Genomic DNA, 21,849 nt, shown 5'->3' with positions numbered 1-21,849 from the left:
TATGACGGTTTACGCAATCATCGGTGGCACCGGCCTGACCCAGCTCGAAGGCCTGAGCATTCGTCAGTCGTTGGCGGTGGATACGCCTTACGGTTCGCCGTCGGCTGAAGTGCAGATCGGGGAATATGCCGGCAAGGAAGTTCTGTTCCTCGCCCGTCACGGCCATCCCCATCGTTTCCCGCCGCACAAGGTCAACTACCGTGCCAACCTGTGGGCGCTGAAGCAGGCCGGCGCCGAGGCGATCATCGCGGTCAACGCGGTGGGCGGGATCCATCCGGCCATGGGCACCGGGCATTTCTGTGTGCCACACCAGATCGTCGATTACACCAGCGGTCGCGAACACACGTTTTTCGCCGATGATCTGGAGCACGTCACCCACATCGATTTCAGCTTCCCTTACAGCGAGTCGCTGCGTCAGCAACTGATCGCCGCGCTGGCTGCCGAAGGCTGCGAATACAGCGATCAGGGCGTGTACGCCTGCACCCAGGGCCCGCGTCTGGAAACCGTGGCGGAGATCGTGCGTCTGGAGCGCGATGGCTGCGACATCGTCGGCATGACCGGCATGCCGGAAGCGGCATTGGCCCGTGAGCTGGATCTGGATTACGCCTGCCTGTCGCTGGTGGTGAACCCGGCAGCAGGCAAGACCACGGCGGTGATCACCATGGCCGAAATCGAGCAGGCGCTGCATGACGGGATGGGCAAGGTGAAATCGACGTTGGCGCGGGTGTTGGCCAGCTAAGGACTGTCCATGAGCATTCTCATCGAACAGCTTAAGTCGTTGGCCTGGGCCCGGGCATTCACTAGCAACGCGCTCGCCAAGGCCCGGGCTTATGCCGCCGATGATCGGGTAGAGATCATCGAGATCGATGACAGAAAGATCGAGGCGTTCTGCGTCGGTTCGGAAGATCAGGCGTATGAACAAACCATTTACCTGTCCGAAGATCGGCTGGGTTCCGTCACCTTGCGTTGCCTGTGCACCTGTCCTGTCTCAATCGACTGCAAACACTGCGCTGCGGTGCTCTATCACCTGCAGGGCCGTGATCATGAAGCGTCCGAAAGTGACGCTCAGGCCCAGTTGGGGCGGGCGCTGGAACATTGGCTTTCGACCATTCCCGTGCCGGCCAAGCCCATCGGAGAAGGCGCGCAAACCGCAGGCACGCGCCTGTTTTACAAGCTCAAGCCAACGTCAGTGAGCGGCAAGTGGCTGCTCGATATTTTCAAGGTCTCCCAGCTCAAGAACGGCGAGTTACGCGAAGTAAAACCGATGTATTCGCTGGCGGAAATGCTCATGCGTCAGCCCGGTTATCTGTCCGAACTGGATCTGCGCGTTGCCAGGCTGTTGGTCGCCATGCATTCCCATCACGCCTATTACAGCGGCTATCCGCTGGAAGGCAGCAGTGGCGCCGAACTGCTGGAAATGCTCCTGCGCACCTCCCGCCTGTTCCTCGACTTCGAAAACTTGCAGGCACTGACGCCGGGCGCGAAACGCATGGGTCTGTTCTCTTGGGCCGAGCAGGCCGACGGTGGGTTCCGCGCCCAGTGGAGCAGTGCCGAGGCTGCGCAGGAAACCGTGCTGGCGCTGGAGCCGCTTTATTACATCGATCGTGAGCAGCGACAGGTTGGCCCTCTGTTCAGTGAGTTGGAAGAAAAACTGGCCTGCCATTTGACCCTCGCCCCAGACATCCCCGCGCGTCAGGCCATGCAGTTCAGCCATCGCATGAGCGCGATGACCAAAATCCCGCCGCCGCACAAACTCACCGAACGAATCATCGATGACGTGCTTCCGCAGCCGCAACTGACCTTGGTCAGCGGCCGGGAGCGTTCGCGCTGGGAATACGTTCTGGAGCACCGCGCCGCTCTGGTGTTTACCTACAATGGTCATCCGGCGGTGGATCGTAATCCGGAAGTGATGATCCTCAATGGCACTGAAACCCAGCGCATTCGACGCCAGCCTGCGATGGAAAAGAAGTTGCGCCAGAGCCTGCAAAAGCTCGGCTTCAAAAAAGCCACGCGCAAGAGCGCTATGGATCGTCCCGGCGAGATGTTCACTTTGCCGGATGATTCCGCCTGGCTCGGATTCATGCATGAAGGGCTTGCCACACTGCGCGCCGCGGACTGGGAAATCGAAATCAGTCCCGGCTTCCATTTCGATGTGCAGCCGGTTGAACACTGGTACGCGGAGGTCGATGAAGAGGCCGGGCATCAATGGTTTGATCTGCAACTGGGCATCGTCGTCAATGGCGAGCGCTACAGCTTGTTGCCGATCCTTCTGCATCTGTTGCGCACCCAGCCACGTTTGCTCGACCCGGTGAATCTGGCGCAACGCAGCGACGACGAAAAACTCCTGATCGAACTCAAGCCCAGCGGTTTTGGCGACCCGGCAGGCGCCAAGGTGGCGTTGCCGCTGAGTCGGGTCAAACCGCTGATGGCGACGCTGGGCGAGCTGTACCTGGGCGGACATCAGGGCGATGCGCTGCGCTTGACTGCTCCAGACGCCGCGCGCCTGAGTATGCTCGATGGCATGCCACTGGAATGGCAGGGCGGCGAACGCCTGCGCACTTTTGCCAAGCGGCTGCACAATTCCAGTCACACCCATATTGCTGCGCCGGCCGGCCTTAATGCGCAACTGCGCCCATATCAGCTCGAAGGCCTTGGCTGGATGCAGACTCTGCGGGAGCTGGAGGTCGGCGGCATTCTTGGCGATGACATGGGCTTGGGCAAAACCCTGCAGACCCTGGCGCATCTGCTCACGGAAAAGCACGCCGGTCGCCTCGATTGCCCGGCACTGGCGGTGATGCCGACCAGCCTGATTCCCAACTGGCTCGACGAGGCCCAGCGCTTCACGCCTCAGTTGAAGGTCCTGGCGCTGCATGGGGCCGGGCGGCAAAAAGACTTCGCCAATCTCGCCGAATACGACTTGGTGCTGACCACTTACGCCTTGCTGCCCAGGGATCTTGAAACGTTGCGGCCGCAGTCGTGGAGCGTGCTGATTCTCGACGAAGCGCAGAACATCAAGAACCCGCTGAGCAAAGCGGCGCAGGCCGCACGTGACTTGCAGGCCCGTCAGCGCTTGTGTCTGAGCGGCACGCCACTGGAAAACCATCTCGGCGAGCTCTGGTCGCAGTTTCATTTCCTCATGCCTGGCTGGCTGGGCGACAGCAAATCCTTCAACCGCGATTACCGCACACCGATCGAGAAGCATGGCAATGTCCAGCGCATGCAGCACCTGACGGCGCGCATCAAGCCGTTTCTGCTGCGTCGCAAGAAAGATCAGGTCGCCACTGAGCTGCCGCCGAAAACCGAAATCATCCATTGGGTTGAACTCAGCGACGGCCAGCGCGACGTCTATGAAACGGTGCGCGTGGCGATGGACAAAAAGGTGCGCGACGAAATTGCCCGCAGTGGTGTGGCGCGCAGTCAAATCATCATTCTTGATGCCTTGCTCAAGCTGCGTCAGGTCTGCTGTGATCTGCGCTTGATCAACATGCCTCTCACGGCGAAGGCATTGCGCTCGGGCAGCGGCAAGCTGATCAGCCTGATGGAGATGCTCGAAGAGTTGCTCGGCGAAGGTCGGCGCATCCTGCTGTTCTCCCAGTTCACCTCGATGCTGGCGCTGATCGAGCAGGAGTTGCAGCAGCGCGCTATCGGTTATTCGTTGCTGACTGGCGACACCACCGACCGGCGCACGCCAGTCAAGAATTTCCAGGGCGGCAAGGTGCCGTTGTTCCTCATCAGCCTCAAGGCTGGCGGTACCGGTCTGAACCTGACGGCTGCGGACACGGTGATCCACTTCGACCCGTGGTGGAACCCGGCAGTGGAGAATCAGGCAACTGATCGCGCTTATCGTATCGGGCAGAACAATCCGGTGTTTGTTTACAAGCTGATCGCTCGCGGCACGGTAGAGGAAAAGATACAAGCGTTGCAGCAGGAGAAAGCAGCGCTGGCCGGGGCGGTGCTTGAAGGTGGTACGACGGGTGGATTCAAACTGGAACAGAGTGATATCGAAGCGCTGTTTGCGCCGTTGCCCGCTTCCAGGCAGTAAGCTTCAGTTTGAACCTTCAACCGAGGTGATCCGTTCGCGAGCAGGCTCGCTCCCACAAGGGGAAATGCGATCCAACTGTGGGAGCGGGCTTGCTCGCGAAAGCTATCTAGCAAACACTGCACATCTCAACGCTTGTCGAACTTATCCGGCAACGGCGCAAACAGCGCCTCGATATCATCGCTCTGCAGTTTCCAGTCCCCGGCCTTGCGCCCATCCAGTACGCCTGCTGCCAAGTCAGACTTTTCCTTCTGCAGGTGCTGAATCTTCTCTTCCACCGTGCCGCGGGCAATCATCTTGTAGACGAACACCGGCTTCTCCTGGCCGATTCGATAGGCGCGGTCAGTCGCCTGATTCTCGGTCGCCGGGTTCCACCACGGATCGTAATGGATCACCGTATCCGCTTCGGTCAGGTTCAAGCCGACGCCGCCGGCCTTCAGGCTGATCAGAAAGATCTGACGCTTGCCGCTCTGGAATTCCTTCACCGGCGTGCGCCGATCGCGGGTCTGGCCCGTCAGCAAGGCGTAGGCCACGTTGCGTTTTTTCAGTTCGTCTTCGATCAGTGACAGCATCGAGGTGAACTGCGAGAACAACAGAATCCGCCGACCTTCTTCGAACAGCTCTTCGAGCATTTCCATCAGGCTGTCGAGTTTGCCCGAGGTACTGCCACGGGCGGGCAGGGTGGCATCGTTGACCAGGCGCAGATCGCAGCAGACCTGACGCAGCTTGAGCAGGGCTTCAAGAATGATGATCTGGCTACGCGCCACGCCTTTGCGAGTGATCTCGTCGCGGACTTTCTTGTCCATCGCCAGGCGCATGGTTTCGTAAACGTCGCGCTGCGCCTCATTGAGATCGACCCAGTGGATGATCTCGGTTTTGGGCGGCAGTTCGGTGGCCACCTGTTCCTTGGTGCGGCGCAGCAGAAACGGTTTTATCCGCCCATTGAGGTGCTGCAGCCTGACTTCGCTGGCGCGCTTTTCGATCGGTACGCGGTAGTCGGCATTGAAGCTTTTGACATCGCCCAACCAGCCCGGCAGCAGAAAGTGGAACAACGACCACAACTCGCCGAGGTGGTTTTCCAGCGGTGTGCCACTCAGGCACAGGCGCTGGCGCGCGTTGAGTTCGCGAGCGGCCTGCGCGGCCTTGCTGTTAGGGTTCTTGATGTACTGCGCTTCGTCGAGCACCAGAACGTGCAGCGGCTGTTGTGCCAGCCGTTCGACGTCCTTGGGCAGCAGTGCATAGGTGGTCAGGATCAGGTCGAAGTCGGCCAGATGCTCGAAATGCTTTTTGCGGCCGGCACCGTACAGCGCGACCACTTTCAGTTGCGGCGTGAAGTGCGCGGCCTCGTCGAGCCAGTTCGGGATCAGGCTGGTGGGCATTACCACCATGCACGGTCGATCCAGACGTCCGGCGTCTTTCTCACTGAGAATATGCGCCAGGGTCTGTAAGGTTTTACCCAGACCCATGTCGTCCGCCAGAATCCCGCCGACCTCAAGCTGACGCAGGGACTGCATCCAGCTCAAGCCTTCGAGCTGATAGGGACGCAGCGTCGCGTTCAAGCCCTTCGGCGCTTTGGCCGTGTAATCGCGAATATCGCGCAGACGTTGGGCGAAACTGCGGATCTGCTCGCCGCCTTCCCACAGCAGGGGAATGCCTTCCAGCGAATTAAGGCGCGTGGCGTCGGCCTTGCTCAGGCGCAGGGTGGTTTCGCCCGGCTCCTGCAAGTAGAACTCGCCCAGCGTCGCCAATACCGGTTTCAGTCGGCCAAGGGGCAGCGCCACTTGCAGCGGCCCGTGCTCACTGTTGCGTTGCGGCACATTGACCAGAATCAGCTCGTCATCGCGGCGCCGCGCGAGGCGTTCCGGGTTGAGGATTTCCGTGTGCGAACGCATCAGGTTGAGCAGGATCGGCAGCAGGCTCAGGCGTTCACCATTGACGATGATCCCCAGTTCCAGATCGAACCAGTCGCGCTCCGGCGCCTGTTCGACGGTGGCGTACCAGTCGTCGACGGCGGTCAGGTCGAAACCGAACTCCTCGTCGATCTGCAATTCCCAGCCTTGGGTGCGCAGCTTCGGCAGTTCGTTGAGGGTAAACGTCAGCCAGGCGCTGTCGTTGACCATCTCGTACAGCTCGCCGGCGCTTTCCGGCAGCGCTTTGCTCTGGCGCGTGGCGATACGGAAGCCGAGGATTCTTAACTGTTCGCGGTAGGACTGTTCCACTTCCGGATGGCGTTTTATCCGCAGGGTCTGGGTTTCCTGACGAATCAGAATGTCGCTGTTTTTCTGCCCGCTGACGTATTCATCCAGATAGCTGAACGACAGCGCCGCCCGATGCTGAATATAGCGCTGCATCTTGCCGTTGCGCGGCTCGAACGCGCTGAACTCGACGCTGGCCAGCCACAGGCGCGGCAGCGGTTGCACGTTGTCCACCAGCACTTGCGGCGGCGCTTTGGGGCTACGGTTCTCCAATACGGCCTGGAGTTTTTCCAGCAGTTCGGCGTCTTTCGCTGCGGCAGGGTATTCGAGGGTTTCCTGCACTTGCAGGAGTACTGCGGCGCAGTGTTTGCAGTTATTGCGCACCGGGCAGGTGCAGGTGGCGTCAACCAGCAACAGGGTGTCTTTGGCTGACTCGCGCAGGTGAATGGTCTGACGGTAGACGTTACCGCCAGAGCCTTCGCAACTGGCGGTGATGGTCGCATCGCCCACCTGCGCGATGCGTACCCGGTTCTCCAGGGCGTAGCGGCGGCCACGCTCCAGGCTCTGTTCCTTGAATCGGCTGACCCAAGAGGGTGCCAACGGTTTACTCAGGGGCGGGGACATAAGGACTTCGATCAGTCCGGAATCGCTTCAGGGGCTTGCCGAGGGGCGGGCGCCGTCAGGGAGGTGATCTTGATCAGCAGCGCCAGGTGGCCGTTGTCGAGATAGTTGAGCTGGCCGTTTTTGGTGTGGCTGTCCTGTTTCAGGTGTTCGCTGGCAGTGACCATGCCGTTGGCGTCGATCTGGTTGACCCAGAAGTCGGCGTTCACGTCGGTAAAGCGCCCGAGTTTCATTTCCAGCGTGCCCTCGATCGGGAACTGGCCGAACTGTTCCTTGCCGTCGCTGACGGCCACCTTGGTCGGCGCTTCGCCGAGGGTCTGCTGCCAGGCCTTGTGCATCAGCACACTGTAATCACCGCTGGCGCTGAGTTTGCTGGCTACGTCGCCGAGCGCGGGTGTGCGCAGGCTGTCATCACCCAGGCGTTGAGCGCCGGTGGCCCAGTCTTCCGGGGCGGCGCGGCTGACGATCGCTGGCACGGCGTTCTGGCGGACCAGAATCATTTCGACCTGATACAGGTCATCGGCGAAAACCGAAGGGGCTACCAAGGCAAGTAGCAAAGTCAGTGAGCGAAACAGGCGCATGCGGCGTCCTTCAAACAGTTTTCGGGAGGAGGCGCTCGAACAGCGCCTCTACAGTATTAAAGCGCTCTTCCGGGCGTTCCATCGGCACCTGGAACTTGAACATCGTGGCGCCTTCGAATTTGTAGCGTTTTGGCTGAGTCTGGATCAGTTTGATCAAGGTCATCGGGTCGACCGGCGTCTGCGCGGCGAACTCGATGCGTCCACCCTGCGGGCCACCGTCGACTTTCTTGATGCCCAGCTGTTCGGCCTGCAACTTCAGCGCAGTGATGCGCACCAGATTCTTGGTCGGCTCCGGCAGCAGGCCGAAACGATCGATCATCTCCACTTGCAGATCCTTCAGGCCTTCCTCGTCGGTGGCCGAAGCGATGCGCTTGTACAGAATCAGGCGGGCGTGAACATCCGGCAGATAGTCTTCCGGAATCAGCGCCGGCACCCGCAGGTTGACCTCCGGGCCTCCGCCGAGCGGTTGATCGAGGTTCGGCTGTTCGCCCTTGCGGATCGACTTCACCGCGCGTTCGAGCATTTCCATGTACAGCGTGAAGCCCACGGCCTGAATCTGCCCACTCTGGCCGTCGCCCAGCAGTTCGCCGGCACCACGGATTTCCAAGTCGTTGGTCGCCAGCACGAAACCGGCGCCCAGATCCTGGGTGTTGGCAATCGCTTCCAGACGTTTTTCCGCGTCCGAAGTGATTTGCTGGCGCGGCGGGGTTAGCAGGTACGCGTAAGCCTGGTGGTGACTGCGGCCGACACGTCCGCGCAACTGGTGCAATTGCGCCAGACCGAACTTGTCGGCGCGCTCGATGATGATGGTGTTGGCGCTCGGCACGTCGATGCCGGTCTCGATGATGGTCGAGGCAATCAGCACGTTGAAGCGCTTGTGATAGAAGTCGCTCATCACCTGTTCGAGTTCGCGTTCGCGCATCTGTCCGTGACCGATGCCGATCCGTGCTTCCGGCACCAGTTCGGCGAGATCGGCAGCGCACTTCTCGATGGTCTTCACGTCGTTGTGCAGGTAGTAAACCTGCCCACCGCGCAGCAGTTCACGCAGCAGGGCCTCTTTGACCGTGCTCTTGTTCTGCTCCATGACGAAGGTGCGCACCGACAGGCGTCGCGCCGGCGGCGTGGCGATGATCGACAGATCGCGCATGCCCGACACCGCCATGTTCAGCGTGCGCGGAATCGGCGTGGCGGTCAGCGTGAGAATGTCGACTTCGCTGCGCAGGGCCTTGAGCTGTTCTTTCTGCCGCACACCGAAACGGTGTTCTTCGTCGATGATCACCAGACCCAGGTTTTTGATCTTCACGTCGTCGGACAGCAGCTTGTGCGTGCCGATGACGATGTCGATCTTGCCTTCCGCCAGATCGGCAATCGCCGCGTTGACTTCCTTGGCCGACTTGAAGCGGCTCATCACTTCCACGGTCACTGGCCAGTCGGCGAAACGGTCGCGGAAACTGTTGTAGTGCTGCTGGGCGAGCAGGGTGGTCGGCACCAGAATCGCCACCTGACGCCCGCCGTGCACGGCGATGAACGCGGCGCGCATCGCCACTTCGGTCTTGCCGAAACCGACGTCGCCGCAGACCAGACGATCCATCGGCTTTGGCGCGAGCATGTCTTCGCGCACCGCTTCGATGGTCGCTTGCTGGTCCGGCGTTTCTTCGAACGGGAAACCGGCGCTGAAGGTCGCGTAATCGGCTTTCGGGTCGGCAAACGCGTAGCCTTCGCGGGCGGCACGACGGGCATAGATGTCGAGCAGCTCAGCGGCGACATCGCGCACCTGTTCGGCGGCTTTGCGCTTGGCTTTCTGCCAGGTCTCGGAGCCGAGGCGGTGCAGCGGCGCCAGTGAGTCATCGCTGCCGGTGTAACGGGCGATCAGGTGCAGGTTGGCCACTGGCACGTAGAGCTTGGCGTTCTCCGCATATTCCAGGGTAAGAAATTCGGCCGCCTGGTTGTCGATCTCCAGAATCGTCAGGCCCAGATAACGTCCAACACCGTGATCGATGTGCACCACCGGCGCGCCTTCGCGCAGTTCGGTGAGGTTCTTGATTACCGCGTCGTTGTTGGCGTCGGCGCGTTTTTCCCGGCGACGACGCTGCATGACGCGCTGACCGAACAACGGGCTCTCCGCCACCAGCGCCAGCGCCGGGTCATCGAGCATCAAGCCTTCGTCGAGCGGCGCGATGGTGATCGCCAGACGATCCTTGCTCGAAACGAAGTCCGGCCAGCTGTCGACGGTTTTCGGCCGCAGCTTCAGCCGTTCCAGCAGCTCCAGCAGGACTTCACGCCGGCCCGCGGATTCGGCGGTGAACAGCACGCGTCCGGGGAATTCGTCGAGGAATGTCGAGAGCGCCGCCAACGGTTGTGTGGCCTTGGCTTCGATCGCCAGGTTCGGCAACGCTTGCGCCGGGAAGCGCTCGCGACCGGCACCGGATTCGACGTCCTGCTGACTGGCGACGACCCGTGGCCAGCTCTTGAGGCGGGCGAAGCAGTCTTCCACCGGCAGGAACAATTCCGCAGGCGGCAATAGAGGGCGCGATGGATCGACGCGGCGCTCTTCGTAGCGATTGCGCACGTCGTTCCAGAAATTTTCTGCCGCTTGTTCGATACCCGGCAGCGAGAACACTTGAGTGTCCTGCGGCAGGTAATCGAACAGTGTCGAGGTTTCGTCGAAGAACAGCGGCAGGTAGTACTCGATACCGGCCGGGGTGATGCCGCTGCTCAAGTCCTGGAAGATCGGGCAGCGCCGGAAGTCGACATCGAAACGCTCGCGAAAGCGCGCCTTGAAGCGGGTGACCGCATCTTTCTGCAGCGGGAACTCTCGGGCCGGCAGCAGCTTGACCGAATCGACCTTGTCGATGGAACGTTGGTTTTCCGGGTCGAAGGTGCGCAGGGTTTCGATTTCATCGTCGAACAGGTCGATGCGATAGGGCAGTTTGCTGCCCATCGGGAACAGGTCGATCAGCGCGCCGCGCACGGTGAACTCGCCGTGCTCGTAGACCGTATCAACGTAGCGATAGCCGCTGGCCTCAAGCCGCGAGCGCATCTGTTCGACATCGAGCTTCTGCCCGACATCCAGCACCAGACTGCTGCCGAGCAGGAATTTGGTCGGCGCCAGGCGATGCAGGGCGGTGGTAATCGGCACCACCAGCACGCCGTGCGCCAACTCCGGCAGTCTATAAAGGCTGGCAATGCGCTGGGAAATGATGTCCTGGTGCGGCGAGAACAGATCGTACGGCAGAGTTTCCCAGTCGGGGAAATGCAGTACGGGCAAATCCGGGGCGAAGAAACTCAGCTCCTGTTCCAGCCGTTCGGCACTCTGGCTGTCGGCGGTCAGTAGCAGGGTGAAGCGCTTGGCAGCGCTGGCAGCCTCGGCAATCGCGAGGCTGAGGGCAGCACCGGGCAGGTTGCCCCAATGCTGTTTACCTGCCGCGGCAGGGAGAAGCGGTAGACGCAGAACGGGCACGGAAGGTTGAGCTCCAGGCTTTGCGACAAAGTCGGTAATTGTAGCGGCGTCAGGTGCCGGCTGTCAGTTGCAGACTGCGTCTATCTTCGCGCTTTGCGCAAAATGTAGTGGTAACCATAAAAACGAGCACTTTTTTAGTGGTTATGTAGTGCCGAAATCGACTGGTGTTACGGAGGGTTACAGACATCGTCTAACAGTCGTCGAAAAATTGACTGCGCTGGAAGCCCCGGTTTTACTGGGCTGGCGCGGGGCGTAATTTTTTTGAACGGAATTTTGTTACCGATTGCGCGACAAGCGCGCATTGCTACAAGAGGTTCTCGGCGGCATAATGTAGCCCCTTTTTTCTGCCCCTACATGTGGAAGGTTCCCGTGACTCAGAAGCCCGACCAGTGTCTTGGTGAATGGATCGACCGTGAAGCACTCGCAGAAGCGATGATTCCGCTTATCGGTCAGCTCTACCGCAATAACAACGTGGTGAGCTCGATCTATGGCCGCAGCCTGATCAACCAGTCTGTCATCGCGATTCTCAAAGCTCACCGCTTTGCTCGCCACCGTTCCTCCGACGATAGCGAACTCTCCGTCCACGAAACATTCCCTCTGCTGAAAGCCATGAGCGAGCTCAAGCTCGGCGCGGCTTCGGTAGACCTGGGCAAGTTGGCGTTCAAATTCCGCAGCGAAGGCAATGGCCGCAGCGCCGAGCAGTTCGTGCGTGAAGAACTGGCTGACGTGGTTGGTCAGCAAAACGCTTCTGCCCGCAAAGGCACTGACGTTGTGCTGTACGGCTTCGGTCGTATCGGCCGTCTGCTGGCGCGCATCCTGATCGAGAAAACCGGTGGTGGCGACGGTCTGCGTCTGCGTGCCATCGTCGTTCGCAAAGGCGCCGAAAACGACCTGACCAAGCGCGCCAGCCTGCTGCGTCGCGATTCGGTACACGGTCCGTTCAACGGCACCATCGTCATCGACGAAGAAAACAACACCATCACCGCCAACGGTAACCTGATCCAGGTGATCTACGCGAAGAACCCGACCGAGGTGGATTACACCCAGTACGGCATCAAAGACGCGCTGCTGGTGGACAACACCGGTGTATGGCGTGACGCCGATGGCCTGGGTCAGCACCTGCAATGCCCGGGTGTGGCTCGCGTTGTTCTGACCGCGCCTGGCAAAGGCAAGCTGAAGAACATCGTTCACGGTATCAACCACAACGAAATCACCGCTGACGACAAGATCGTGTCCGCCGCTTCCTGCACCACCAACGCCATCGTGCCGGTGCTGAAGGCTGTGAATGACAAGTTCGGCATCATCAACGGTCACGTCGAAACCGTTCACTCGTACACCAACGACCAGAACCTGATCGACAACTTCCACAAGGGCGATCGCCGTGGCCGTTCCGCCGCGCTGAACATGGTCATCACCGAAACCGGTGCTGCCACCGCTGCTGCCAAGGCTCTGCCTGAGCTGGCCGGCAAGCTGACCGGTAACGCGATCCGCGTTCCGACGCCAAACGTGTCGATGGCCATTCTCAACCTGAACCTTGAGAAAGCCGCCAGCCGTGAAGAGATGAACGAGTACCTGCGCTACATGGCGCTGCACTCCGATCTGCACAAGCAAATCGACTTCGTCAATTCGCAGGAAGTGGTGTCCACTGACTTCGTGGGTTCGCGTCACGCCGGTGTGGTCGACGCTGAAGCGACCATCGTTCAGGACAACCGCGTTGTGCTGTACGTCTGGTACGACAACGAGTTCGGCTACAGCTGCCAGGTGGTTCGCGTGATGGAAGACATGGCCGGTGTAAACCCGCCAGCGTTCCCGCGCTAAGCCTTCGCTGCAAATGAAAACGCCCCGACTTAGGTCGGGGCGTTTTTTTATGCCTGCTGAATCTTTATTGCCTGTACCGGCCTCTTCGGGAGCAAGCCCCCTCCCACAGGTTTGGCGGTGTTCACACAATCATGTTGGCACCACCGGTCCTTGTGGGAGGGGGCTTGCTCCCGAAGGCGTTTTATCGGGCGCCACCTGCCACGGCCGCTTGCGCAGTCCGCAGTTCATGTTTGTTGCCACGGAACAGCACCAGCGTCGCAATCAACCCCAGTACCGCCGCACCGCTGAGCCAGATCCCCGGCGCAGCCTTGTTGTCCAGCACATGGATCAGATAAGTACAGGCTGCTGGCGTGAAGCCACCAAAGGTCGCCGTCGCCAGGCTATAGGCCAGCGAGAATCCGGTGGTGCGCACTTCCACCGGCATGATTTCGGTCAGAGCCACGACCATCGCGCCGTTGTACGAACCGTACAGGAACGACAGCCACAGTTCGACGATCAGCAGATGACTGAAACTCGGGTTCGCCACCAGCCACGACAGCGCCGGGTAGGCGGTCAGGATCGCCAGAATGGTCGCCGCCAGCAGTAGGGGTTTGCGCCCGATCTTGTCGGACACCGCGCCCATCACCGGCAGCCAGAAGAAGTTCGACAGACCGATGCACACGGTCACCAGCAGCGCGTCGAAATCCGACAGATGCAGTTCAGCCTTGCCGAAGGTCGGGGTGTAGGCGGTGATGAGGTAGAACGAAACCGTGGTCATCACCACCAGCGCCATGCCGGCGATGACGATGCCAAAGTTCTGACCGATTGAGCGGACGATTTCCCGCAGGGTAGGGCGATGTTTGCGCGCCTGGAATTCCGGGGTTTCCTCCAGCGAACGACGAATGACGAAGATCACCGGAACAATCATGCAGCCGATCAGGAACGGCACGCGCCAGCCCCAGTCACCCATCTGTTCCGGGCTCAGCCAGTGGTTGAGGCCAACCCCGAGCAGGCCGGCAAACACCACCGCCGCCTGCTGGCTGGCGGACTGCCAACTGACGAAAAAGCCTTTGCGGCCCGGCGTGGCGATTTCCGCCAGATACACCGAAACACCGCCCAGCTCGACGCCGGCCGAGAAGCCTTGCAGCAAGCGACCGAACAGCACGATCAACGGCGCTGCGACACCCAGAGTGGCATAGCCCGGCACGCAGGCGATCAGGATCGTACCGGCGGCCATCAACGCAAGGGTAATGATCAGGCCCTGGCGACGACCGTGACGGTCAATGTAGGCACCAAGGAAGATCGCGCCCAGCGGACGCATCAGGAAACCGGCACCGAAGGTGGCCAGGGACAGCATCAGGGAAGCGAAGGCGCTGTCGGCCGGGAAGAAGGTTTTGGCGATGGCCGTGGCGTAGAAGCCATAGACCATAAAGTCGAACATCTCGAGAAAATTGCCGCTGACAACGCGAAAAATCGCTTTGCCTTTGCCCGTGGTCGAGGACATTTTCAGTTACTCATTATTGGTTTCTTATGACGCGTTGCATCCGTTGGGGAGCGTGCGGGCCTTTGATCCATAATGGCCGGCGCGCTTTTATGGGGAGATGAAGAATTGTTCACTGGACGGTGGGTTTGGCTTGTGAGTGTCGCGGTTTTTCTCGCTGCCTGCGGCAGCGGTGAGTCCATGGAAAGCTTTGGGGGGGCGACCATGGGCAGTACGTATTCGATCAAGTACGTGCGACACGCGGGTATTGCCGAGCCGGCGCAAGTTCGCCGGGAAGTGGAAGGTATCCTCGCGGAAGTGGATCGGCAGATGTCGACCTATCGCAGTGACTCCGACATCGAACGTTTCAATGCCTTGCCGGCGAACAGCTGTCAGACCCTGCCGGCTGCCGTGCTCGAATTGGTCCGTGTCGGCGAGCAGCTGTCGGAGCAGAGCGAAGGTTCCTACGACCTGACTGTCGAACCGCTGATGAACCTGTGGGGGTTCGGCCCGCAAGGGCGTGAAGAGAAAGTCCCCGACTCCGCCGCGCTGGCCGAAACCCTGCAGCGAGTCGGCTACCGCCATTTGCATATCGACGGCGACCGCTTGTGCAAGGACGCTGCTGTCGAAGTCGACTTCAACAGCATCGCCGCCGGTTACGCGGTCGACACCATCGCCGCCAGGCTCGAGTCGATGGGCATCCATGACTATCTCGCCGAAGCCACCGGTGAGCTAAAGGCCAAGGGCAAGAAGCTTGATGGCTCATCCTGGCGTATTGCGCTGGAAGAGCCGCGAGACGATCAGCAGGTGGCCGAACGGATCATTGAGGTCGACGGCTACGGCGTTTCCACCTCCGGTGATTACCGTAACTATTTCCTGCAAGGTGGCCGGCGTTATTCCCACACCTTCGATGCACGGAGCGGGGCACCGGTCCTACATAACCTGGCGTCAGTCACGGTAATTCATCCTTCAGCGTTGATGGCCGATGGACTATCGACGCTGTTGCTGATTCTCGGGCCTGAACGGGCTTGGGACTATGCCGAAAAACATGACATTGGTGCATTCTTCGTGATTCGTGCCGATACAGGTTTTGTTATCCGCACCAGTGCGGCTTTCGAACGCCTCAGTGGCGCAAAAATTGACTGAAAACAGTACGAAAGCTGGCGTTGTAGTGCAGGCAAAAGTAGCCTACGACGCGACCAAGGGTTAATGTGCGCGGCGTTGACGCTTCTATAGACTGTGTCCGGGTTCTTTACTGACCCCCAATTGTTCCTTCGCGCCACGATTCGGCGTGATTTAGCCGCCGGTGCTGCTGGCACCGCGGCCTGTTCTGAGGAGTACGCATGGCTGTCTACAACTACGACGTGGTGGTGTTGGGTTCCGGCCCGGCGGGAGAAGGCGCGGCAATGAACGCCGCCAAAGCGGGGCGCAAGGTGGCAATGGTCGACAGCCGTCGCCAGGTCGGCGGCAACTGCACCCACCTGGGAACCATCCCGTCCAAGGCCCTGCGTCACTCGGTGCGGCAGATCATGCAGTTCAACACCAACCCGATGTTCCGGGCGATCGGCGAACCGCGCTGGTTCTCCTTCCCGGACGTGTTGAAAAGCGCCGAGAAAGTCATTTCCAAACAAGTCGCTTCGCGCACTGGCTACTACGCCCGTAACCGCGTCGACGTGTTCTTCGGCACCGGCAGCTTCGCCGACGAGCAAACCATCGAAGTGGTCTGCGCCAACGGCGTGGTCGAGAAACTGGTGGCCAAGCACATCATCATCGCCACCGGTTCGCGCCCTTATCGCCCGGCGGACATCGATTTCAATCACCCGCGTATCTACGATAGCGACACCATCCTCAGCCTCGGCCACACCCCGCGCAAACTGATCGTGTACGGCGCCGGCGTGATCGGCTGTGAATACGCTTCGATCTTCAGCGGTCTGGGTGTATTGGTTGAGCTGGTGGACAACCGTGGTCAGTTGTTGAGCTTCCTCGACTCGGAAATCTCCCAGGCGTTGAGCTATCACTTCAGCAACAACAACATCACCGTGCGCCACAACGAGGACTACGATCGCGTTGAAGGTGTGGACAACGGTGTGATCCTGCACCTGAAGTCCGGCAAGAAGATCAAGGCCGACGCCTTGCTCTGGTGCAACGGCCGTACCGGCAATACCGACCAGCTCGGTCTGGAAAACATCGGCGTCAAGGTCAACAGCCGTGGCCAGATCGAAGTCGACGAGGCCTACCGCACCTGCGTGCCGAACATCTATGGCGCTGGCGACGTGATCGGCTGGCCGAGCCTGGCCAGTGCCGCCCACGACCAGGGTCGTTCGGCTGCCGGCAGCATCGTTGATAACGGTAGCTGGCGCTTTGTGAATGACGTGCCGACCGGCATCTACACCATTCCGGAGATCAGCTCGATTGGCAAGAACGAGCAGGAGCTGACCCAGGCCAAAGTGCCGTATGAAGTCGGCAAGGCGTTCTTCAAGAGCATGGCGCGTGCGCAGATCGCCGGCGAGCCGCAAGGCATGCTGAAGATCCTGTTCCACCGTGAAACCCTGGAAGTGCTGGGCGTTCACTGCTTCGGTTATCAGGCGTCGGAGATCGTGCACATCGGTCAGGCGATCATGAGCCAGCCGGGCGAGTTGAACACCCTGAAGTACTTCGTCAACACCACGTTCAACTACCCGACCATGGCCGAAGCCTATCGGGTAGCGGCGTACGACGGCCTCAACCGGCTTTTTTGACGGGCTCCGGCCGGTGGCCTGAGCCGGCCGGGGAGACCGATTTCAGCAATTCTCGAGGGTGGCAGTGGCCAAACCGGGAAAGTCTGTAATCAGGCTGTCAACGCCGAAGTCGGCGAGTCTGCGCATCAGCGCAGGCTCGTTGACGGTCCACACCGAGACATGCAGCCCCTGACGCTGCGCCTTCTGCAGGCGTTCCGGCGTACACAGCGTCCAGTTCAGAGCCAGAATCTCACAGCCATAGCTGGCCGCGACCTTTAGCGGGTCGAGCCAGGCGTATTCGGCCACCAGTCCACGCGACACGTCCGGTACCAGGTCCAGCGCCGCTTTCAGCACTTCCCGCGAGCTCGAAGTGATGGTGACCTTGTCCAGCAGGCCATGACGCTGGGCCATTTCGCGAATCGCCAGTACGGTGGTCGCTGCACGGGTGCGTGAGGCGCTTTTGACTTCCAGTTGCCAGTGCTCGAAATCACACTGCTCGAACAATTCTTCCAGGGTCGGAATCGGGCACGGCTTGATCCAGCCCGGGCCGCCCTTGCGCGCGTCGTAGGTCACCAGTTCGGCGGCGGTGTGCTCGACCACCTTGCCGCGCCGGTCGGTGGTGCGCTTGAGGGTCGGGTCGTGGATCACCATCAGCTCGCCGTCCTTGGACAGGTGCAGATCCAGTTCGCAACGGCGTACGCCGTGCTTGAGACATTCCTGAAAACTGGTCAGGGTATTTTCCGGTGCTTCGCCCTTGGCGCCGCGGTGGCCGTAGATAAGGGTCACGGTGCTTCCTTAATTTAAATGCCTGATTCGTTCTGTTCACGGGCCAGGCGTCGTTCCTGGGCCTGTTTCTGCAAGATATAGCGGGCGAGCAACTGGCGCTGGGCGTCGGTCAAGTGTTCGAACTCGGTGCCGATGTCGTAGCCGTCGCCCTTGCGATCGCAATGAGTGACGCGGGCGCGCAGCAGCAGGCCCAGCGCCTGCGGCATCAGCACCAGTTTCACCGACAGGTGCGCGCCAGTGGCCAGCGCGGTCGGGTGCTGAAAATCGATCCCGCCTTCGGAGATGATCACCGGTTGTGGCTCGCCGATATGGCCGAGCACGGTCAGGGCGACCACCTGGCTGAGCAGGTCGATGCGTTTGTTCTGGGATTTGAGAAACGCGGCGATCGCCCGGTCGCGCTCGCTGATCTGGCGTAACAGGTGCTGCGACTCGAATTCGCTCAGGTGCAGTTCGCTGAGCAGGTTGAACAGCGGGGAAGCATCCTGCAACACTTCCTGGCCTGCGGCTTCGGGAGCGGACAGGGGCCGAATTTCCAGTGCGATCATGTCCTCGATACGGTAGTATTCGCGGCGATCTTCTTCATCTAATGTCGACATGGCGAACCCATGGTAGCGGCGGTGGTCTGAGTGTAAAGCTGGTTATCGACCCCCGCCACAAGGACGTTCCTTTTCCCTCCGAACAAGCCCCGACATGTTCAGACCTCTCTTCGTATTTATCGGCACGCGTTATACCCGTGCAAAGCGTCGCAATCATTTTGTGTCATTCATTTCCCTGACTTCGATGATCGGGCTCGCCCTCGGCGTGATCGTGATGATCGTGGTGCTATCGGTGATGAACGGCTTCGATCATGAGATGCGCACCCGCGTGTTGGGCATGGTGCCCCACGCGACTCTTGAAACCGGCGAACCGATCAACGATTGGCAGAGCCTGGCCGCCAAGGTCAAGCGCAACCCTGAGGTGACGGCGGTTGCGCCGTTCACCCAGATGCAGGGTTTGCTGACCAACAACGGCCAGGTGTCCAAGGTGTTGCTCAACGCCATCGACCCCGCGCTCGAGCGCAATGTGTCGATCATCGACAACTTCATGAAGCAGGGCAAACTCGACGACCTGACGCCGGGCAGCTTCGGCATCGTCATCGGCGACAAGGCTGCGACCAAGCTCGGCGTGGGCCTCGGTGACAAGGTCACCTTCGTCGCGCCGGAGGTCAGCGTGACCCCCGCCGGGATGTTCCCGCGCATGAAGCGCTTTACCGTGGTCGGCATCTTCCATGTCGGCGCCGGTGAGCTGGACGGCTATCTGGGCGTCACCAACCTGCAGGATCTGGCGAAAATGCACCGCTGGAAGCCTGATCAGGTGCAGGGCATCCGGTTGAAGTTCGATGATCTGTTCCAGGCGCCGCGCGTGGCCTGGACCATCGCCCAGCAACTGGGCGAAGACCATTACTACGCCCGCGACTGGACCCGCACCCACGGCAACCTGTATCAGGCGATCCGCATGGAAAAAGCCATGATCGGTCTGCTGTTGCTGCTGATCGTCGCGGTGGCTGCGTTCAACATCATTTCCACGCTGGTGATGGTGGTAAATGACAAGAAGAGCGACATCGCCATTCTGCGTACCCTCGGCGCCACGCCGGGGACGATCATGCGCACGTTCATGGTGCAGGGCACCGTGATCGGCGTGGTCGGTACGGCGATTGGTGCGGTGCTCGGTATTCTCGCTGCGCTCAACGTCAGTGCGGCGATTTCCGCCCTCGAAGGGCTGATCGGCCACAAGTTCCTCAACGCCGATGTGTATTTCATTGATTACCTGCCGTCGCAGGTGCAGAGCCAGGACGTGGTCATGGTCTGCGCTGCTGCGTTGGTCCTGAGTTTCCTCGCCACCCTGTATCCCGCCTGGCGTGCTGCGCGCACCCAGCCGGCGGAGGCGCTACGTTATGAGTGAGTCGGGCATGAGTGATAAAGCAATTTTGAGCTGCCGCAACCTGGGCAAATCCTACGAGGAAGGCCCGGAGTCGGTGCAAGTGTTGGCCGGTCTGCAACTGGAGTTGCACCCGGGCGAGCGTGTGGCGATCGTCGGCAAGTCCGGTTCCGGCAAAAGTACCTTGCTCAACCTGCTCGGCGGTCTCGACACGCCGACTGAAGGCAGCGTCTGGCTCGACGGCGAAGAACTGTCGGCGCTGAGCGAGAAGAAGCGTGGCCTGCTGCGTAACCGTGCCTTGGGGTTCGTGTACCAGTTCCACCACTTGCTGCCGGAATTCACCGCGCTGGAAAACGTCTGCATGCCGCTGCTGATCGGCAAGACCGCGATCCCGCAAGCACGTCAGCGCGCTACCGCGTTGCTGGAGCGGGTGGGGCTGGGCCATCGTCTGGAGCACAAACCGGCCGAGCTGTCCGGTGGTGAACGCCAGCGTGTGGCTATCGCCCGTGCGCTGGTGAACAATCCAGGCCTGGTGATGCTCGACGAGCCAACCGGCAACCTTGATTCGCACACCGCCGAAGGCATCCAGGACTTGATGCTGGAACTCAGCACTTCAATGCGCACGGCGTTCCTGGTGGTGACTCACGACATGAACCTGGCCCGCCAGATGGACCGCGTCCTTCAATTGCAGGAAGGCTGCCTGACTCCAATCCCTTGAGAGCTACTGCGCTCGGAAATACTGCGTTAAAAACAGGCTCGGAATGCTCATTTACAGCCAGTAGACTCCGCTTCCTCGCCTGTTTTTGCCTTGTCTTTCCTTCGCTCGCTACGCTCTCAAGCGATTGGCCGCTTTTTTAAGCTTGATTTTTTATACGGTGCCCCAGCGAATGTTCAGACCGTTATCGATCTTTATCGGCACGCGCTATACCCGCGCCAAACGCCGCAATCGCTTTGTTTCGTTCATCTCGATGACTTCGATGATCGGGCTCGCCCTCGGCGTGCTGGCGATGATCGTGGTGCTGTCGGTGATGAACGGCTTCCAGCGTGAAATGAGCTCGCGCATCCTCGGTATGGTGCCGCACGCGACCATCGTTGGCGTCAAGCCGATCGATGACTGGCAGCCGGTCGCCGCCGCCGCGCTGAAAAATCCTGAAGTGACCGCCGCCGTGCCGTTCACCGAGATGGAAGGCATGCTGTCCTACAAGGGTTTGATGCAGCCGATTCAGATCAGCGGCGTCGATCCGGCCCAGGAAGGCAAGGTGTCGATCGTGGCCCAGCACATTGTGCAGGGGCGTCTCGATGACCTGAAACCGGGCGAGTTCGGTGTAGTGATCGGTGAAATCACCGCGCGCCGCTTCCGCCTCAACGTCGGCGACAAGATCACCTTGATCGTCCCGGAGGTCAGCACCGCACCGGGGGGCATTACCCCGCGCATGCAGCGCCTGAACGTGGTCGGTGTGTTCAAGGTCGGCGCCGAACTGGACGGTTCGATGGGCCTGATCCACGTGGCCGATGCCGCGACCATGCAGCACTGGCAGCCGAATCAGGTGCAGAGTGTGCGCCTTGCGGTGAAGGATCTGTACGCCGCGCCGAAAGTCTCCTCGGACATCGCCGCAGGCCTCGGTGCCAAGTTCAAGGCTGACGACTGGACTCACACCCAGGGCAGCCTGTTCAGCGCGATGAAAATGGAAAAAACCATGATCGGCCTGCTGTTGCTGATGATCGTCGCGGTGGCGGCGTTCAACATCATCGCCACGCTGATCATGGTGGTGAACGACAAAGGCGCAGACATCGCGATCCTGCGTACCATCGGCGCCACGCCACGGCAAATCATGGCGATCTTCATGGTGCAGGGTACGGTGATCGGCATTGTCGGCACACTGATTGGCGGCGTGCTCGGCGTGATCGCGGCACTTAATGTCAGCGAGATGGTCGGCTGGGTTGAGCGCGTTACCGGGCAGCACATCTTCAGTTCCGACGTGTACTTCGTCAGCAACCTGCCTTCGGAATTGCAGGGCGGGGATGTGCTGTTGATCTGCTCGGCGGGCTTTATTCTGAGCTTCCTGGCGACGGTGTACCCGGCGTTGCGGGCGGCGAAGATCGAGCCGGCGCATGCGCTGAGATATTCGTAATCTCTATTACCGCTATCGCGAGCAGGCTCACTCCTACAGGGGAATGCATTTCAACTGTAGGAGTGAGCCTGCTCGCGAAGGGGCCGGCCCTGCTGGCCTCAATTACCCTTGGGCAAAACAATCA

14 protein-coding genes are annotated in these 21,849 nt (G+C 60.4%); 8 read left to right on the top strand and 6 right to left on the bottom strand.

Annotated elements, in window-relative coordinates; genetic code table 11:
• Position 1: 1 nt before the first annotated feature.
• Entirely contained in the window at positions 2-739 is a 738-nt protein-coding gene (locus QMX91_RS08170; RefSeq protein WP_123588508.1) for an S-methyl-5'-thioinosine phosphorylase, read from the top strand.
• 9 nt (positions 740-748) lie between these two features.
• On the top strand, positions 749-4,042 hold the full coding sequence (locus QMX91_RS08165; RefSeq protein ID WP_282412537.1) for a DEAD/DEAH box helicase: 3,294 nt from the start codon (positions 749-751) through the stop codon (positions 4,040-4,042).
• Between the two features lie 125 nt (positions 4,043-4,167).
• Here QMX91_RS08165 and QMX91_RS08160 read toward each other — a convergent pair whose 3' ends face one another.
• Genes QMX91_RS08160 through mfd form a run of 3 tightly spaced genes read right to left on the bottom strand, consistent with a single transcriptional unit; the run spans position 4,168 to position 10,896 of the window.
• Positions 4,168-6,858 carry a DEAD/DEAH box helicase gene (locus QMX91_RS08160; protein WP_210559149.1) on the bottom strand — a complete coding sequence of 897 codons (2,691 nt, stop codon included), beginning with the start codon at positions 6,856-6,858 and terminating at the stop codon, positions 4,168-4,170.
• A gap of 11 nt (positions 6,859-6,869) precedes the next feature.
• Positions 6,870-7,436 carry a CsiV family protein gene (locus QMX91_RS08155; RefSeq protein ID WP_135296246.1) on the bottom strand — a complete coding sequence of 189 codons (567 nt, stop codon included), beginning with the start codon at positions 7,434-7,436 and terminating at the stop codon, positions 6,870-6,872.
• Between the two features lie 10 nt (positions 7,437-7,446).
• On the bottom strand, positions 7,447-10,896 hold the full coding sequence (gene mfd / locus QMX91_RS08150) for a transcription-repair coupling factor (RefSeq protein ID WP_096797171.1): 3,450 nt from the start codon (positions 10,894-10,896) through the stop codon (positions 7,447-7,449).
• Between the two features lie 354 nt (positions 10,897-11,250).
• On the opposite strand from mfd, the gene QMX91_RS08145 reads away from it, so the two are divergent.
• On the top strand, positions 11,251-12,714 hold the full coding sequence (locus QMX91_RS08145; RefSeq protein ID WP_003226583.1) for a glyceraldehyde-3-phosphate dehydrogenase: 1,464 nt from the start codon (positions 11,251-11,253) through the stop codon (positions 12,712-12,714).
• A gap of 181 nt (positions 12,715-12,895) precedes the next feature.
• Here QMX91_RS08145 and QMX91_RS08140 read toward each other — a convergent pair whose 3' ends face one another.
• On the bottom strand, positions 12,896-14,197 hold the full coding sequence (locus QMX91_RS08140; protein WP_096797170.1) for an MFS transporter: 1,302 nt from the start codon (positions 14,195-14,197) through the stop codon (positions 12,896-12,898).
• Positions 14,198-14,269: 72 nt separating this feature from the next.
• On the opposite strand from QMX91_RS08140, the gene QMX91_RS08135 reads away from it, so the two are divergent.
• Together QMX91_RS08135 and sthA are read left to right on the top strand one after the other, a co-directional pair.
• Entirely contained in the window at positions 14,270-15,319 is a 1,050-nt protein-coding gene (locus QMX91_RS08135) for an FAD:protein FMN transferase (RefSeq protein ID WP_282412536.1), read from the top strand.
• 197 nt (positions 15,320-15,516) lie between these two features.
• Positions 15,517-16,911, top strand: a complete 1,395-nt coding sequence (sthA, locus tag QMX91_RS08130; RefSeq protein WP_003226580.1) for a Si-specific NAD(P)(+) transhydrogenase — start codon at positions 15,517-15,519, stop codon at positions 16,909-16,911.
• Positions 16,912-16,953: 42 nt separating this feature from the next.
• Here the strand turns inward: sthA and QMX91_RS08125 are convergent, their stop codons facing one another.
• Complete coding sequence (locus tag QMX91_RS08125; protein WP_047600122.1) at positions 16,954-17,676, bottom strand: glycerophosphodiester phosphodiesterase family protein; 723 nt, start codon at positions 17,674-17,676, stop codon at positions 16,954-16,956.
• A gap of 14 nt (positions 17,677-17,690) precedes the next feature.
• The gene (locus QMX91_RS08120) at positions 17,691-18,272 is read right to left on the bottom strand and encodes a PilZ domain-containing protein (protein ID WP_282412535.1); all 582 of its coding nucleotides are present in this window, start codon (positions 18,270-18,272) and stop codon (positions 17,691-17,693) included.
• Positions 18,273-18,366: 94 nt separating this feature from the next.
• Here QMX91_RS08120 and QMX91_RS08115 point away from each other — a divergent pair, with 94 nt between their 5' ends.
• The 3 genes from QMX91_RS08115 (at position 18,367) to QMX91_RS08105 (ending at position 21,725) form a co-directional block, all read left to right on the top strand.
• Complete coding sequence (locus QMX91_RS08115) at positions 18,367-19,617, top strand: lipoprotein-releasing ABC transporter permease subunit (protein WP_041068963.1); 1,251 nt, start codon at positions 18,367-18,369, stop codon at positions 19,615-19,617.
• Between the two features lie 7 nt (positions 19,618-19,624).
• A complete protein-coding gene (gene lolD / locus QMX91_RS08110; protein WP_167797081.1) occupies positions 19,625-20,311 on the top strand; it encodes a lipoprotein-releasing ABC transporter ATP-binding protein LolD in 687 nt (228 codons plus the stop codon).
• A 169-nt stretch (positions 20,312-20,480) separates the two neighbouring features.
• Positions 20,481-21,725: a lipoprotein-releasing ABC transporter permease subunit gene (locus QMX91_RS08105; RefSeq protein ID WP_282412534.1), complete on the top strand. Its 1,245-nt coding sequence runs from the start codon at positions 20,481-20,483 to the stop codon at positions 21,723-21,725.
• Positions 21,726-21,849: the final 124 nt, after the last annotated feature.

This window comes from Pseudomonas sp. PS01299 (genome assembly GCF_029960145.1).
In the GTDB taxonomy this organism is placed as follows: Bacteria; Pseudomonadota; Gammaproteobacteria; order Pseudomonadales; family Pseudomonadaceae; genus Aquipseudomonas; species Aquipseudomonas putida_A.
This window is presented reverse-complemented; position numbering and strand designations above follow the sequence as displayed.